The organism is Aestuariivirga sp., assembly GCF_046093005.1.
Lineage (GTDB): Bacteria > Pseudomonadota > Alphaproteobacteria > Rhizobiales > Aestuariivirgaceae > Aestuariivirga.
In genome coordinates, this window is record NZ_JBJTER010000078.1 from 1 (window position 1) to 14,152 (window position 14,152).

The following is a 14,152-nucleotide window of genomic DNA, read 5'->3' on the forward strand; positions in this document are numbered from 1 at the left end:
TGCTGAGAAAAGCCAAGGAAAGAACCATCGAAGCGACCTGCCAAAGAATCGGGATCATACTTCAGGACTTCCAACCACAAGAATGCTCAAACTACTTCAGAGCCGCAGGATATGGTGACGTCTAAAAGAAAAATGCTCTAATCTTCAGCGTGGCTTATGTAGGGGGTCATGGACACAAAGAAAAGCCAGGCTTGGCGATTTCCTTTTGCATCTGCTAAGAGCCCACAGTCGTCATTGGAAATCCGCGACATGCGCAAAGCCACAATCAACCGGAAAACCACGGAAACCCAGATTTCCGCCACCATCAAAATCGATGGCGAGGGTGACTATGACGTCAGGACCGGCGTTGGCTTCCTTGACCACATGCTGGAACAGCTGGCGCGCCATTCGCTGATTGATCTCTCGTTGAGAGCCGATGGCGACCTTCACATCGACGCTCACCATACCGTGGAGGATTCCGGGATCGTCATTGGCAAGGCAGTGGCCGAGGCTCTGGGTGACCGCAAGGGGATCCGCCGATATGCAAGCCTGTATCTGCCGATGGACGGCACACTTACCCGGGCGGCGATCGATGTATCGGGCCGTCCTTTCCTTTTTTGGAAGGTGGCGTTCACCGCGCCCAAGATTGGCGACTTTGATGCGGAACTGGTGCGTGAGTGGTTTCAGGCATTTGCGATGAATGCCGGCGTGACGTTGCACATCGAGACCCTTTATGCCGACAGCAATCACCATGTTGCAGAATCCTGTTTCAAGGCGCTGGCGCGGGCGTTGCGCGAGGCAGTGGAAATCGATCCGCGGCAGAAGAACAAGATTCCCTCAACCAAGGGATCGCTGGCGGGCTGATGGCTGTCTACGCCGTTTTTGAGCCGCCCCACGGCAAGCTGGATGAGAATGTCTTCATTCCCGAAGGTTTCTCGTGGGCTGCCTTCTTCTTCACGCTGTTGTGGGCCTTGTGGCATCGGCTCTGGGTCGTTGCAGCGCTGGTGTTTATGGTATTTGCAGGCCTTTCGGTGGCGCTGAGCCTCAGACTTGTCGACCCTGCCGCCGTGTCGGTAATTCAGTTTGGGCTGGGGATTCTCCTGGGCTTTGAAGCGCAACAGCTTCGCATGTTTTCGCTCGAACGCGCTGGCTATCGCCATGTGGCGTTGATTGCCGCGGGTAGCCGTGAGGCTGCGGAATTGGCTTATTTCTCTGGGCTACGGTCGCCGGAGCAAGATCGCAAACCTGGCCCTGCGCGGCTGCGCGCTGAGCCAACAGATACGCTTGGCATTTTCGGCAATGTGTGAGCGCCGCTGATGAGCGTTGCTATTGTCGATTATGGTTCGGGCAACCTGCATTCCGCCGCTAAGGCTGTTGAACGGGCGGCCCGTGACAGCGGCCATACGATGCCGGTTGCCGTCACCGCCGATCCGGAATTGTTGCGCCGCGCCGAGCGGATCGTGCTTCCTGGCGTTGGCGCCTTCAAGGACTGCCATGACGGCCTGATGGCTGTGCCGGGACTATGGGATTGTGTGCAGGAACAGGTCATCCGGAGAGGCAAACCGTTTCTCGGCATCTGTGTTGGCATGCAGCTCATGGCGTCTCGCGGGCTTGAGCATGAGGTCACCGAAGGCTTCGGCTGGATAGCGGGCGACGTGAAACGCGTCGTGCCGCGTGACACAACCTTCAAGATCCCTCACATGGGCTGGAACACGCTCACGCCACGCAAGCCGCATCCGCTGTTGGCGGATATTCCATTGGGCGAACAAGGGCTTCACGCCTATTTCGTGCACTCCTATCATTTCGATGCGCAGGATCAGGCCGATGTCTTGGCAACGGCTGATCATGGCATGACGTTTGCCGCGATGGTCGGGCGTGACAATCTCGCTGGCACCCAGTTTCACCCCGAAAAGAGCCAGACGCTCGGATTGCGGGTTCTGGCGAATTTTCTCAGCTGGCGGCCATGATCCTGTTTCCCGCCATCGACCTGAAGGACGGCCAGTGCGTACGCCTGAAGCTTGGCGACATGCGTGAGGCCACCGTCTACAACAGTGACCCCGCCGGGCAGGCCAGGGCATTCGAGGCCCAGGGCTTTGAATGGCTGCATCTTGTTGATCTAAATGGTGCTTTTGCCGGATCGCCGGTGAATGGGCGGGCGGTTGAGGCAATTCTGGATGCGACGCGGCTTCCGGTTCAACTGGGCGGTGGCATCCGAGATCTCGCTCAGATCGAGGCTTGGCTCATGAAGGGCATCAGGCGGGTCATTCTCGGCACGCTGGCGCTGCGCCAGCCCGTTCTGGTGCGGGAGGCCTGCAAGCTGTTTCCTGGGCGGATCGCCGTGGGTATCGACGCCAGGGCCGGACGGGTGGCGGTGGAGGGCTGGGCGGAGACCTCGGAACTGACGGCGATCGAGCTTGCCAAGCATTTCGCTGATGCTGGTGTCTCTGCCATCATTTTCACTGATATCGACCGGGATGGCATTCTGAAGGGCCTCAATATCGAATCGACGCTCGACCTCGCAAGGGCAGTTCCAATCCCCGTGATTGCGAGTGGCGGATTGGCGTCGATGGACGATATTCGCCGCCTGTGTGAGCCCGATTGCCGTCTCCTTGAAGGCGCCATCACTGGACGGGCACTCTATGATGGGCGGATCGATGTGACCAAAGCCCTGCGCCTGATGCGTGAGGTCCGGCCATGTTGAAGGCGCGGCTCATTCCCTGTCTCGACGTGAAGGATGGACGCGTGGTGAAGGGTGTCAATTTCGTCAATCTGCGTGATGCGGGTGACCCCGTCGAGAGCGCCAAGGCCTATGACCAGGCTGGCGCCGATGAGTTGTGCTTTCTCGACATCACCGCCACGCATGAGAACCGGGGCATCATTCTGGATGTGGTCCAGCGCACGGCCGAAGCCTGTTTCATGCCGCTCACGGTTGGCGGCGGTGTTCGCACACTGGAGGACATCCGGCAGCTGCTGCTGGCGGGCGCCGACAAGGTGTCCGTCAACTCGGCGGCTGTGGCGAACCGTGGCTTTATCAGGCTCGCCGCCGAGAAGTTTGGATCACAATGTGTGGTCGTTGCCATTGATGCCAAACAGACAGGCCCCGGTAGATGGGAAATCTTCACCCATGGTGGCCGCAAGCCTACGGGGATCGATGCCGTTGGCTATGCTTCGGAAGTGGTTTCTCTGGGCGCTGGAGAGCTGCTATTGACCTCCATGGATCGTGACGGAACGGGCAAAGGTTTTGATATCGAGTTGACCCGGGCGGTGGCCGATGCGGTTTCCGTTCCGGTCATTGCTTCCGGCGGCGCCGGGACGCTCGATCACCTCGTCGGAGGCATACGCGACGGCCATGCGGCAGCCGTGCTTGCCGCCTCGATCTTCCATTTCGGAACCTATTCTATCGCCGAAGCCAAACGGCATCTGTCGGCCAATGGCATTCCCATGCGCCTGTGCTAGGAGCAAACCATGAGTGAATACAGGCTTGATGTGCTCAGTGCGCTCGCCACGGAGATCGGGGCCAGGAAGGCGGCGTCTCCTGAAAAGTCCTACACCGCCAGGCTGATCTCGCAAGGCGTTGAAAAATGCGCGAAGAAACTGGGTGAGGAAGCTGTGGAAACCGCCCTCGCCGCAGTTGCGGGCAATAAGCCCAATATCGCGGCCGAGTCCGCCGATCTCCTCTATCATCTGCTGGTTCTGCTTGAAGCAGCACAGGTTCCTCTGGTGGATGTCATGGCGGAACTCGAACGGCGCCAGGGCATTGGCGGGCTTGCCGAAAAAGCAGCGCGGCGCGAAGGCTGAGAGCAATGGAAGAACTGGTCAAGGAGGTCTCGCCGTTCAGGCGGTTCTCGCGTGAGGAATGGGCCGCACTCCGCGCCGATACGCCGATGACGCTCACGCAACAGGACCTGGACGAGTTGCGCGGTCTCAATGACCGTATCGACCTGGCTGAAGTGGAAGCGATTTACTTGCCGCTGTCACGGTTGCTCAATCTCTATGTCGCGGCAACCCAGGGCCTGTTCCGGGCCACAAACAATTTCCTGCACATTACCGAGCGTAAAGTACCATATGTGATTGGCATGGCGGGCAGCGTGGCTGTAGGCAAGAGCACCACGGCGCGCATCCTTCAACGGCTGTTGGCGCGCTGGCCCAAGCACCCGAAAGTCGATCTCGTCACTACCGACGGCTTCCTGCTGCCCAATGCCATCCTTGAGCGCGAGGGTCTGATGACCCGCAAGGGATTTCCCGAAAGTTATGACCTTCCCGCCATCCTGCGGTTTCTCTCGGACATCAAGGCGGGCAGACGCGATGTTTCGGCACCACTCTATTCGCATCTGACGTATGACGTGCTCAAGGACGACCGCATCGTGATCGACCAGCCTGACATCCTGATCGTTGAGGGTGTCAATGTTCTGCAGACAGGCCGTCCGCCACGCGATGGCCGGGGCATTCCCAACGCATCCGACTTCTTCGACTTCTCGATCTACATCGATGCTGACATTGACGACCTGCGGCGATGGTATATCGAGCGGTTTCTCACGCTCCGTGACAGCGCGTTCCGTAATCCCAAATCTTATTTCCATCGCTATGCGACGCTTTCGGACCGGGAGACGCACGAGACGGCTTCCCGCATCTGGGAGACGATCAATCTCGTGAATCTGCGGGAAAACATCCTGCCCACCCGGCCGCGCGCCGATCTCGTCTTGCGCAAGGGCGCTGATCACTTCATCCGCAGCGTGTTCCTGAGGAAACTATAGAAGCCCGTTTGCCTCAGCGAGCTCGCGAAGATCGACCTCTGGCCGCGCGCCAACATGGGATATGATTTCCGCCGCTGCGAGCGAACCTAGCCGCGCGCAACCATAGAGTGGCTTGCCATTGGTAAGGCCATGGAGGAAGCCGGCTGCGAACAGATCCCCAGCACCCGTCACGTCGGACACCCGTGCCACGGGATGCGCTGGCACCTCTTGGAGATGGCCCTCTGCAACGACAACACAACCTTTTTCGGAGCGAGTTAATACCGCCACGGGGCAGTCCATGGCGACGGCTCGCATCGCGCTGTCGAAATCGGATGTCTGATAGAGCGAACCGATCTCCGCTTCATTGGCAAAGACGATATCGATGTCGTTGCGGATCAGATCGAGAAAACTGTCGCGGTGACGTTCCACGCAAAACGAGTCTGAAAGCGTGATCGCGGTCTTGCGGCCCGCCTGGCGTGCAACCTGTGCTGCCAGCCGGAAGGCTTCCTTGGCCTCCGGCCTGTCCCACAGATAGCCTTCCATGTATGTGACCTCCGAAGCCTCCACCACATGCTTGTCAACGTCATGGATGCTGAAGTTCACGCAGGCACCGAGATAGGTATTCATCGTCCGTTCGCTGTCGGGCGTGACCAGAATGAAGGATTGGGCTGTGGCGGGTCCTGCGTGGGCGGGTGGCGTTTCGAAGAATACGCCCTGCGATCTGAGATCATGCTGGAAAATAGCGCCCAGCTGGTCGGCCTTGACCTTCCCGAAATAGGCGGCCCTGCCGCCCAACGAGGCGACGCCAGCTGCGGTGTTTGCGGCGGAACCGCCTGAAACCTCAGTGGCACGGCCCATGGCGGCGTAGAGTTCAGCGGCGCGGGCCTCGTCGATCAGGTTCATCGACCCCTTTACCAGCCCTTGGCGACTGACGAACTCTTCCTCAACACGCGCGATAACGTCAACGATGGCATTGCCGATACACAGCACGTCAAACTTGGAATTCGCCATGAATATCTCCAGATAGGCTGAGATTTGGGCCTAGCGAACAGCGCTTGCCCTGGCAAGCCTCGCTGGCTAGGTGGGACGTCATGGTTAAAGCACTGGTACAGGCTGTTGGCGATCTGTTCTCGCCGCAATTCCGTGGCATCTTGTTCAAGGCGCTGGGGCTCACCCTCGCCCTGTTCGTCGCAGTGATGATCATGGCCCAGTTCATTCTTGTAACGCTGACCAATTTCTCCTGGCCATGGGCGGATGAACTGCTTGGCGTTGGGCTCGGCGTGGCGCTTCTTGTGGGCTTCTTCTTCCTGATGGGCCCGGTCACGGCGGCCTTCGCCGGGCTTTTCCTCGACCGGATCGCTGAATTGGTGGAGCAGCAGCATTACCCCAGGGATCCTCCCGGCACGGCGCCGCCCTTGGCCAAATCCATACTGTTCGCCCTCAAGTTCTTCGTGGTGGTTCTGGCCGTGAACCTCGCCGTGTTGCCGGTGGTCTTCCTCGGTATTGGCGCCATCGCCCTGGTGGCGGCCAACGCCTATCTGATCGGCCGGGAGTATTTTGAAATGGTGGCCATGCGCCATATGCCACCTGACGACGCGCGGGAGATGCGCAAGCAGAACGGCCCTGCGATCTTTTTTGCGGGCCTGATACCCGCCGCGCTATCGCTGATACCAGGGGTGAATCTGGCCGTGCCGCTGTTCGCAACGTCGTATTTCACCCATCTTTTCAAATCGGTGCGGGCGTCTTCGGCTTGAAACGGCAGAGGTCGGAGATAGGGCAGCGCCAGCATTCTGGTTTGCGCGCCTTGCAGACATAGCGGCCGTGAAGGATCAGCCAATGGTGGGCCTGTGGAGCATAGGTTTTTGGCACTGTTTTCAATAGCTTGGCTTCTACCTCGGCGGGCGTTTTGCCAGGCGCCAGGCCGGTCCGGTTGCCCAGACGGAACAGATGCGTGTCAACCGCGATGGTGGGATGTCCGAACGCCGTGTTGAGTACCACGTTCGCAGTCTTGCGGCCAACGCCCGGAAGGGCCTCCAGCGCATCGCGGTCATCGGGAACCTCCCCGCCATGCTTATCAATCAGCTGCCGTGACAGCAGGATCACATTCTTGGCTTTGTTGCGGTAGAGGCCGATGGTCTTGATCGCGTCCCGCACCTTGTCCTCGCCCAGCTTCAGCATCTTGGCCGGGGTATCGGCGATCCTGAACAGCGGCTGGGTTGCCCGGTTGACGCTTTCGTCCGTAGCCTGGGCGGAAAGCACGACGGCCACGAGCAAGGTATAGGGGTTGGCATAATGGAGCTCGCCCTTCGGCTCCGGGTTGGCGGCCTCGAAGCGGCGAAACATCTCAGCCACCTCCTCCGGCTTCAAACGGGTTGATTTGGCCATGAATTGCGTGTTCCCTCAACCGCTGAAAGGGGTAGAGCGGACCGTGGACGCAAGCAAGACCAAAGCCTGGCAGGCAACGCTGACGCCGCACCGCAGCCTGACGCAGTCTGGCTTCCTGTTGATCATGGGTATCGTGATTCTGATCAATCTGGTGGTTGGCGGCTTGTTCATGGTGGTGGGTGCATGGCCGGTGGCGGCTTTTGCCGGGCTCGACGTGCTGTTGGTATGGTGGGCTTTCAGGGCGAATTTCGCCGATGCTCGTCAGGTCGAGCAAATCAGCATCACCGAGCATGAACTGGTCTTCGACCGTCTTCGGAAAAATCAGCCGCCGCAACAGCAGCGTTTTGTGCGCCGGTGGGTGCGGGTCGAGCTTGAAGAAGACAGCGAACGTGAGTTGATCGGCCGCCTGACGCTGGTGTCCGGCCAGATCCGCATAGCCGTGGGTGATTTCCTGGCTCCCGAGGAACGCAAGGCGCTTGCCGCCGCCCTGCGGTCGGCACTGGCCATCCCGCGTATCTGACATCAGCTTTCGGGTGGGCGTCGGGGTCCTTGGCCGGTAGATTGGCTTTATGAACGAAACGATGTCCTTCAGCCAGGCGGCGCGCGACTATGAACTGGTGCGCCAGAATCTGACCTACCTGCGTGAGCATTGGCAGGAACAACCTTCGCTTGAGACTCTTGCACGGCGGAATGGCTTAAGCCCCGCTCATCTGCAACGGCTGTTCATGCGGTGGGCGGGCTTGAGTCCGAAAGCCTTTCTGCAGGCAATCACCATCGATCATGCGCGGCGGCTGTTGCGCGACTCGGCGAGCGTTCTGGATGCTGCCCATGAGGTGGGGCTCTCCGGGCCCGGACGCCTGCATGATTTGTTCGTCAGTCTGGAGGGCATGAGTCCCGGCGCCTATAAGGCCAAAGGCAAGGGTTTGGTGATCCGTCATGGATTCCATGACTGTCCGTTCGGCCGGGTTCTGCTGATGATGACGGAACAGGGTATCTGTGGCCTCGCCTTTGCCGATCCTGGCGATGAACCCTCCTGCTTCACGGATATGACGAGCCGCTGGCCGGAAGCTGATTTCGTGGAGGACCGTGAGGCAACGGGGGAGGGGGTGGCCAGAATTTTCGATCCAGGGCTCTGGAAAACGGACCAGCCGTTGCGGATCGTGTTTATTGGTACCGCCTTTGAAACGCAGGTATGGCAGACCCTTCTCAAAGTCCCAATCGGACAGGCAACGACATATTCCGACATCGCGACCCATCTCGGCAATCCCCGGGCCAGCCGGGCTGTTGGAACAGCGGTGGGACGGAACCCGATTTCATTCGTGGTGCCATGCCACCGGGTGCTCGGCAAGTCCGGCGGTCTTTGCGGCTATCACTGGGGCCTGACCCGCAAACAGGCAATTTTGGGCTGGGAAGCCGGGCTGGTGTCGGGTCAAACCGGCGGAACGTAAAGTGCTATCTTGAAGTCTTTCGAAGCCGGACGATGATGTCGACCCTGTCGATCTCGGTTGCTGGCGGAAGCGGCGGAAGGCCTTTGAGTTCAATATCGCTGGTTCCGATATCCACCAGCAAGCCGCTGTCCTCGAGGAAATAGTGGAAATGGTTCGAGGTGTTGGTGTCGAAAAACGTCCGGTGTCCTTCGAAAGCCACCTCACGCAGCAGGCCTGCGGCCTTGAATTGATTGAGCGTGTTGTAGACGGTGGCCAGCGACACGCCGATCCCGGCGGTGTGGGCCTCCTGATGCAGGGATTCGGCGCTGACATGCCGGTCTCCCGCACCGAACAGAATCGCGGCCAGCGCAAGCCTTTGCCTGGTCGGGCGCAGACCGGCGAGCCGCAGCCGCTCAGTCAGTTCTGACTTCTGAACACTCATCTCAAAATCTCTTATACGCGAAATAGCTTTTGCAACGCAATATTGGCTCCATGAGGGCGGCTTGGGGTGCTGGAATGCGCACTTGGACCAGCTATTTCCCTGTGATAGGAAAGGCAAAATTCCGGTCTGGCCGGACGCGGTGCGAAGCTTGAGGCAGAATGAGCGAACCAAGATCAAGTTACGGCTATGACGATCTTCTGGCCTGCGGGCGGGGTGAGCTTTTCGGGCCCGGAAACGCCCAGTTGCCGCTTCCGCCCATGTTGATGTTCGACCGGATCACCGAAATCTCCAAGGAAGGCGGGGCAGCCGGGCTCGGCAAGGTGGTGGCCGAGTTCGATATCAGGCCTGATCTCTGGTTCTTCGGCTGTCATTTCAAGGGTGACCCGGTGATGCCAGGTTGCCTCGGCCTTGATGCGCTGTGGCAGATGACCGGCTTCTTCCTGGGCTGGCTGGGGGAACCGGGCCGCGGAAGAGCGCTCGGTGTCGGCGAAGTGAAGCTCAGCGGCATGGTCACCCCCGTCGTCAAGCGCGTGACTTACGAAGTCGAGATTACCCGTCTCATCCTTCGCCGGCTCAAGATGGCGGTCTCCAATGGAGTCATGCGTGCGGATGGCGAAACCGTCTACCAGGTCACCGACATGAAAGTCGGGCTGTTCCAGCCCGCGGCCTGAGAAAGGAAGCAAGATGCGGCGAGTTGTGGTTACCGGACTTGGCATTGTGTCGAGTATCGGCAACAACGTCCAGGAAGTCTTGAACTCGCTCTATGAGGCGAAATCCGGCATTGTGAAGGCGGACAGCTATGAGAAGCTTGGCTTCCGGAGCCAGGTACATGGCGCCCCCACTTTCGATCTCGAAACCGTGGACCGCCGCGTCAGGCGCTTCATGGGAGATGGCGCCGCATGGAATTTTGTCGCCATGCAGCAGGCTATCGTCGATTCAGGACTCGAGGAAGGCGATGTCAAGAATGACCGAACCGGCATCATCATGGGCTCTGGCGGTCCGTCGACCCGGACCATCGTGCAGGCCGCAGACACCACCCGTGAGAAGGGCCCGAAACGTGTCGGACCCTTCGCAGTGCCGGCCGCCATGTCCAGCACCAATTCAGCGACGCTGGCAACGCCTTTCGGCATTCGCGGCGTAAACTATTCGATTTCTTCCGCATGCGCCACTTCGGCCCATTGCATCGGCAATGCGGCCGAGCTGATCCAGTGGGGAAAGCAGGATGTAATGTTCGCCGGTGGCGGCGAGGAGCTGGACTGGACGCTCTCTGTGTTGTTCGATGCGATGGGCGCCATGTCGAGCAAATACAATGACACGCCATCGAAAGCATCCCGCGCCTATGACAAGAACCGCGACGGTTTTGTAATCGCCGGCGGCGCTGGAACTTTGGTGCTGGAAGAGCTTGAGCACGCCAAGGCGCGCGGCGCGCGGATCTATGCAGAGCTCGTGGGTTATGGCGCAACCTCGGATGGGTATGACATGGTGCAGCCATCGGGCGAAGGTGCGATCCGGTGCATGAAGCAGGCAATGAGCGGTGTGGGCAATATCGACTATATCAACCCGCATGCGACCTCGACGCCGATTGGCGACAAGAAGGAAATTGAGGCCATCCGGGCGGTATTCGGGGAGAACATCCCGCCAATCTCTGGCACCAAGTCGCTGACTGGCCATTCGCTCGGGGCGGTGGGAGCACAGGAGGCGATCTATTCGATCCTGATGATGCGAAACAATTTCATCTGCGAAAGCGCCAATATCGAGGAGATCGATCCGGAATTCGCCGATGTGCCGATTGTGCGCAAGCGCATCGACGACGTCAGGATCGATACCGTGATGTCGAATAGCTTCGGCTTCGGCGGCACGAATGCGACGCTGGTTTTCCAGCGCTACAACGGCTGATCGCTCCATGACAAATTCATTGATGGCGGGCCGTCGCGGACTGATCATGGGAGTTGCCAATGATCATTCGATTGCGTGGGGCATCGCCCAGCAACTGCACAAGAGCGGTGCCAAGCTGGCCTTCACCTATCAGGGCGAAGCGTTTGGCCGCCGCGTCAAGCCGCTGGCCGAATCGGTCGGATCGGATTTCCTTCTGCCCTGCGACGTCGAGGATATCAGTACCGTAAACGCGGTGTTTGACGCGCTGAAGACCAGGTGGGACAACATCGATTTCGTGGTGCATGCCATTGCCTTCTCGGACAAGACTGAACTCAAGGGCAAGTATGCTGACACCACACGGGAGAACTTCATCCGCACCATGGTGATCTCGTGTTTCTCCTTTACGGAGATCGCCAAGCGCGCTGCGGCATTGATGCCAAATGGCGGTGCGTTGCTGACGCTGACCTATGGTGGTTCTGTGCGGGTGATGCCGAACTATAACGTGATGGGTGTGGCCAAGGCAGCGCTGGAATCCTCTGTGCGCTATTTGGCGGCGGATTATGGCTCGCAGGGAATCCGGGTGAATGCCATTTCGGCGGGGCCGATGCGCACGCTGGCAGGGGCCGGCATCGGCGATGCCCGTGCCATGTTCAATTTCCAGCATGATCATGCACCGCTACGCCGCACGATCACGCTTGAGGAAGTGGGCGGCGCGGGGCTCTATCTCTTGTCACCTTTGTCAGGAGGCGTGACCGGCGAAATCCACTACGTGGATTCAGGCTACAACATCATTTCCATGCCGCGCCCGGAAGATCTTAAGTCGCCGTGAGCGCATCGGCATAGTTGCCCGCCACCAGAGAAGTGATGACAGGATTTCGGCCAGTCAGCGGATTATCGGGGTTCCAGGAGAGCTTGGTTTCATAAAAGCGGCTTGCCAGCGCATCATACATGATGAGCCGGCCCGCGAGGCTCTCGCCAATTTCCAGAATCTCCTTGATGACCTCCATGGCCTGCATCGATCCCAGAATTCCCGGCAGTGCACCGAGCACGCCTGCTTCCTCGCAAGCCGGGAACAGGCGGCGCGGTGGCAGCTCGCCCATCAGGCAGCGGTAGGTGGGCCAGGGCGCGCCATCGGGCGCGGTCTGATGTGGCTTGAAAGTTGAAAGCTGGCCGTCGAACTGGCCTACGGCAGCAGACACCAGCGTCTTCCCGGCGAAGTAACAGGCATCGCTGACAAGATAACGGGTCGGGAAGTTGTCGCAGCCATCCGCCACGACATCATAGTCAGAGATGATCTCGAGCGCATTCCCCGCCGTGATACGAAGGCTGTGCTCGATGATCTTAACATGCGGGTTCAACCCCTGCATGGTTTCTCTTGCGCTTGAGGTCTTGGCGACGCCCACCCGTGCGGTGGTATGGATAATCTGGCGTTGCAGGTTCGACACGCTGACGCTGTCATGATCGACGATCCCGATGGTTCCAACGCCAGCCGCGGCGAGATAATAGAGCAGGGGCGCGCCGAGCCCACCTGCTCCGATCACAAGGACCCTCGCCTGCTTGAGCTTGTTCTGGCCCGGTCCTCCCACCTCATGCAGCACAAGGTGCCGGGCATAACGCTCGATTTCGTCTGCGGAGAGCGCCATTACCGCTGTCCGGAAGAGCCAAAACCGCCAGTACCGCGGGCGGTCTCATCCAGTTCCTGGGTTTCACGCCAGTCAATCTGCGTCACGGGCGCGATGACCATTTGGGCGATGCGGTCACCGCGGACAATAACGAAATCCTGCTCACCATGATTGATCAGCGGCACCTTGATCTCGCCGCGGTAATCGCAATCGATGGTGCCGGGAGCATTCAGTACGGTGACGCCATGCTTGACCGCAAGCCCCGAGCGTGGCCGCACCTGCGCTTCGAAGCCTCGCGGCAAAGCAATCGACAATCCGGTCGGCATCAAGCCGCGTGTGCCCGGCTTCAATGTCATGTTCTCTGCCGCGCGAAGGTCCATGCCGGCAGCCCCCGCGGTTTCATAGGCAGGCAACGGCAAGTCTTCGGCATGAGGCAAGCGTTTGATGGCAACGCTGATCATTCCATCGCCTTTTGCTGCGGGGTCAGCAGCTCTGTCAGCCGTTCCATAAGTTTGCGGCCTACATCCTGCTTGCTCATCTCCGGCCAGCTTTCAATGCCAGTAGAGGTTACCAGGTGTACGGTGTTGCGATCACTTCCGAATACGCCGCCCGCCTCGCTCACGTCATTCGCGACGATGATGTCACAGCCCTTTCGCTTCAGCTTCTGCGTGGCGTGCTCCGTGACCTTCTCTGTTTCGGCGGCAAAGCCAACAACGAGGCTGGGGCGCATCCCGCTGTGCGCGATCGTGGCGAGGATGTCAGGGTTTTCCGCAAGAGCGAGGTTTGGCGGTCCAGCTTCCGTCTTCTTCAGCTTCTCGGCGGCTTCGCTTGCCACGCGCCAGTCGGCGACCGCGGCGGTGAAGATGGCGATGTCGGCTGGCATCTCGTCTTGGCATGCGGTGAGCATTTCGCGCGCGGTCTCGACATTGACGACCCTCACGCCAGAGGGCGCCGGAAGCGACACCGGGCCGGAGATCAATACCGTCTCGGCGCCCAGCTCGGCTGCCGCTTCTGCGATGGCATAGCCCTGCTTGCCCGAGGAATGGTTGGAGATGAACCGCACGGGATCGATAGGCTCCCGGGTTGGACCGGCGGTGATGATCACCCGCCGGCCAGCCAGCGGCCGCGCCTTTGGCGTGAGCATGGTGACGATAGCCCCGAGAATGTCGCCCGGTTCCGCCATGCGGCCGGGCCCAAATTCGCCGCAGGCCATTTCGCCATCGGTGGGGCCCACCAAGGCAATTCCATGCCGCCGGAGGATTTCGACATTGTGCTGGGTGGCGGGATGCTGCCACATGCGTACATTCATGGCGGGCGCAATGAGGACCGGCTTGTCGGTTGCCAGCAAGGCAGTCGAGGCGAGGTCATCAGCCAGGCCGTGGGCCATCTTGGCCATCAGGTCGGCAGTGGCGGGCGCCACCACGAGGAGATCGGCGGCCCGGGAGAGCTGGATATGGCCCATCTCCACCTCGTCGGTGAGGCTGAACAGGGCGGTATAGACCTTTTCGCCAGAGAGGCTGGCAAGCGACAATGGGGTAACGAATTCCTCCGCCGCCCTCGTCATGATGACGCGAACCCGCGCACCGCGGGTCTTGAGCAGGCGAACAAGCTCATGGGTCTTGTAAGCGGCAATCCCGCCACCGATGATCAGAAGAACCGCTTTTCCAGCCAGAGATGTCATGACAAAGG

General features: G+C 59.8%; 19 protein-coding genes. 13 read left to right on the forward strand and 6 right to left on the reverse strand.

Annotated features, from left to right (window positions below):
* The first annotated feature begins 249 nt into the window (after positions 1-249).
* The 7 genes from hisB to coaA are packed head-to-tail and all read left to right on the forward strand — an operon-like array spanning position 250 to position 4,733.
* Entirely contained in the window at positions 250-843 is a 594-nt protein-coding gene (gene hisB, locus ACKOED_RS06150) for an imidazoleglycerol-phosphate dehydratase HisB (RefSeq protein ID WP_408915725.1), read from the forward strand.
* Complete coding sequence (locus ACKOED_RS06155) at positions 843-1,286, forward strand: DUF2628 domain-containing protein (protein ID WP_408915700.1); 444 nt, start codon at positions 843-845, stop codon at positions 1,284-1,286. Before hisB ends, ACKOED_RS06155 begins: the two co-directional genes overlap by 1 nt.
* 9 nt (positions 1,287-1,295) lie before the next feature.
* A complete protein-coding gene (hisH, locus tag ACKOED_RS06160) occupies positions 1,296-1,946 on the forward strand; it encodes an imidazole glycerol phosphate synthase subunit HisH (protein ID WP_408915701.1) in 651 nt (216 codons plus the stop codon).
* The gene (hisA, locus tag ACKOED_RS06165; RefSeq protein ID WP_408915702.1) at positions 1,943-2,680 is read left to right on the forward strand and encodes a 1-(5-phosphoribosyl)-5-[(5-phosphoribosylamino)methylideneamino]imidazole-4-carboxamide isomerase; all 738 of its coding nucleotides are present in this window, start codon (positions 1,943-1,945) and stop codon (positions 2,678-2,680) included. The genes hisH and hisA overlap by 4 nt, the downstream gene beginning before the upstream one ends.
* Positions 2,674-3,435, forward strand: coding sequence for an imidazole glycerol phosphate synthase subunit HisF (gene hisF / locus ACKOED_RS06170; protein ID WP_408915703.1), 762 nt, complete (start codon positions 2,674-2,676; stop codon positions 3,433-3,435). Before hisA ends, hisF begins: the two co-directional genes overlap by 7 nt.
* Before the next feature lie 9 nt (positions 3,436-3,444).
* On the forward strand, positions 3,445-3,777 hold the full coding sequence (locus ACKOED_RS06175; protein WP_408915704.1) for a phosphoribosyl-ATP diphosphatase: 333 nt from the start codon (positions 3,445-3,447) through the stop codon (positions 3,775-3,777).
* Positions 3,778-3,782: 5 nt separating this feature from the next.
* A complete protein-coding gene (gene coaA, locus ACKOED_RS06180; RefSeq protein ID WP_408915705.1) occupies positions 3,783-4,733 on the forward strand; it encodes a type I pantothenate kinase in 951 nt (316 codons plus the stop codon).
* On the opposite strand, the gene ACKOED_RS06185 is transcribed toward coaA, so the two are convergent.
* Positions 4,728-5,723, reverse strand: a complete 996-nt coding sequence (locus ACKOED_RS06185) for an adenosine kinase (RefSeq protein WP_408915706.1) — start codon at positions 5,721-5,723, stop codon at positions 4,728-4,730. The genes coaA and ACKOED_RS06185 overlap by 6 nt on opposite strands.
* Positions 5,724-5,803: 80 nt before the next feature.
* Between ACKOED_RS06185 and ACKOED_RS06190 the strand changes: the two genes are divergently transcribed.
* Positions 5,804-6,466 carry an EI24 domain-containing protein gene (locus ACKOED_RS06190; RefSeq protein WP_408915707.1) on the forward strand — a complete coding sequence of 221 codons (663 nt, stop codon included), beginning with the start codon at positions 5,804-5,806 and terminating at the stop codon, positions 6,464-6,466.
* Here ACKOED_RS06190 and nth read toward each other — a convergent pair.
* Positions 6,438-7,097, reverse strand: a complete 660-nt coding sequence (gene nth, locus ACKOED_RS06195; protein WP_408915708.1) for an endonuclease III — start codon at positions 7,095-7,097, stop codon at positions 6,438-6,440. The two genes, ACKOED_RS06190 and nth, sit on opposite strands and share 29 nt — an antisense overlap.
* On the opposite strand from nth, the gene ACKOED_RS06200 reads away from it, so the two are divergent.
* Together ACKOED_RS06200 and ACKOED_RS06205 are read left to right on the forward strand one after the other, a co-directional pair.
* Positions 7,096-7,617, forward strand: coding sequence for a DUF2244 domain-containing protein (locus ACKOED_RS06200; protein WP_408915709.1), 522 nt, complete (start codon positions 7,096-7,098; stop codon positions 7,615-7,617). The two genes, nth and ACKOED_RS06200, sit on opposite strands and share 2 nt — an antisense overlap.
* Positions 7,618-7,666: 49 nt before the next feature.
* Positions 7,667-8,545, forward strand: coding sequence for a methylated-DNA--[protein]-cysteine S-methyltransferase (locus ACKOED_RS06205; RefSeq protein ID WP_408915710.1), 879 nt, complete (start codon positions 7,667-7,669; stop codon positions 8,543-8,545).
* Between the two features lie 4 nt (positions 8,546-8,549).
* On the opposite strand, the gene irrA is transcribed toward ACKOED_RS06205, so the two are convergent.
* Positions 8,550-8,966 (reverse strand): iron response transcriptional regulator IrrA, encoded by a 417-nt coding sequence (gene irrA / locus ACKOED_RS06210; protein ID WP_408915711.1) that lies wholly within the window; start codon positions 8,964-8,966, stop codon positions 8,550-8,552.
* Between the two features lie 158 nt (positions 8,967-9,124).
* Between irrA and fabA the strand changes: the two genes are divergently transcribed.
* Genes fabA through fabI form a run of 3 tightly spaced genes read left to right on the forward strand, consistent with a single transcriptional unit; the run spans position 9,125 to position 11,670 of the window.
* Complete coding sequence (gene fabA, locus ACKOED_RS06215; protein WP_408915712.1) at positions 9,125-9,637, forward strand: 3-hydroxyacyl-[acyl-carrier-protein] dehydratase FabA; 513 nt, start codon at positions 9,125-9,127, stop codon at positions 9,635-9,637.
* Positions 9,638-9,650: 13 nt separating this feature from the next.
* Positions 9,651-10,862, forward strand: a complete 1,212-nt coding sequence (gene fabB, locus ACKOED_RS06220) for a beta-ketoacyl-ACP synthase I (RefSeq protein ID WP_408915713.1) — start codon at positions 9,651-9,653, stop codon at positions 10,860-10,862.
* Positions 10,828-11,670, forward strand: a complete 843-nt coding sequence (gene fabI / locus ACKOED_RS06225; protein WP_408915714.1) for an enoyl-ACP reductase FabI — start codon at positions 10,828-10,830, stop codon at positions 11,668-11,670. The genes fabB and fabI overlap by 35 nt, the downstream gene beginning before the upstream one ends.
* Here the strand turns inward: fabI and ACKOED_RS06230 are convergent.
* Genes ACKOED_RS06230 through coaBC form a run of 3 tightly spaced genes read right to left on the reverse strand, consistent with a single transcriptional unit; the run spans position 11,657 to position 14,144 of the window.
* Entirely contained in the window at positions 11,657-12,484 is an 828-nt protein-coding gene (locus ACKOED_RS06230; RefSeq protein WP_408915715.1) for a HesA/MoeB/ThiF family protein, read from the reverse strand. The two genes, fabI and ACKOED_RS06230, sit on opposite strands and share 14 nt — an antisense overlap.
* Positions 12,484-12,924, reverse strand: a complete 441-nt coding sequence (gene dut / locus ACKOED_RS06235; protein WP_408915716.1) for a dUTP diphosphatase — start codon at positions 12,922-12,924, stop codon at positions 12,484-12,486. The genes ACKOED_RS06230 and dut overlap by 1 nt, the downstream gene beginning before the upstream one ends.
* Positions 12,921-14,144: a bifunctional phosphopantothenoylcysteine decarboxylase/phosphopantothenate--cysteine ligase CoaBC gene (gene coaBC, locus ACKOED_RS06240; RefSeq protein WP_408915717.1), complete on the reverse strand. Its 1,224-nt coding sequence runs from the start codon at positions 14,142-14,144 to the stop codon at positions 12,921-12,923. The genes dut and coaBC overlap by 4 nt, the downstream gene beginning before the upstream one ends.
* Between the last annotated feature and the right edge of the window lie 8 nt (positions 14,145-14,152).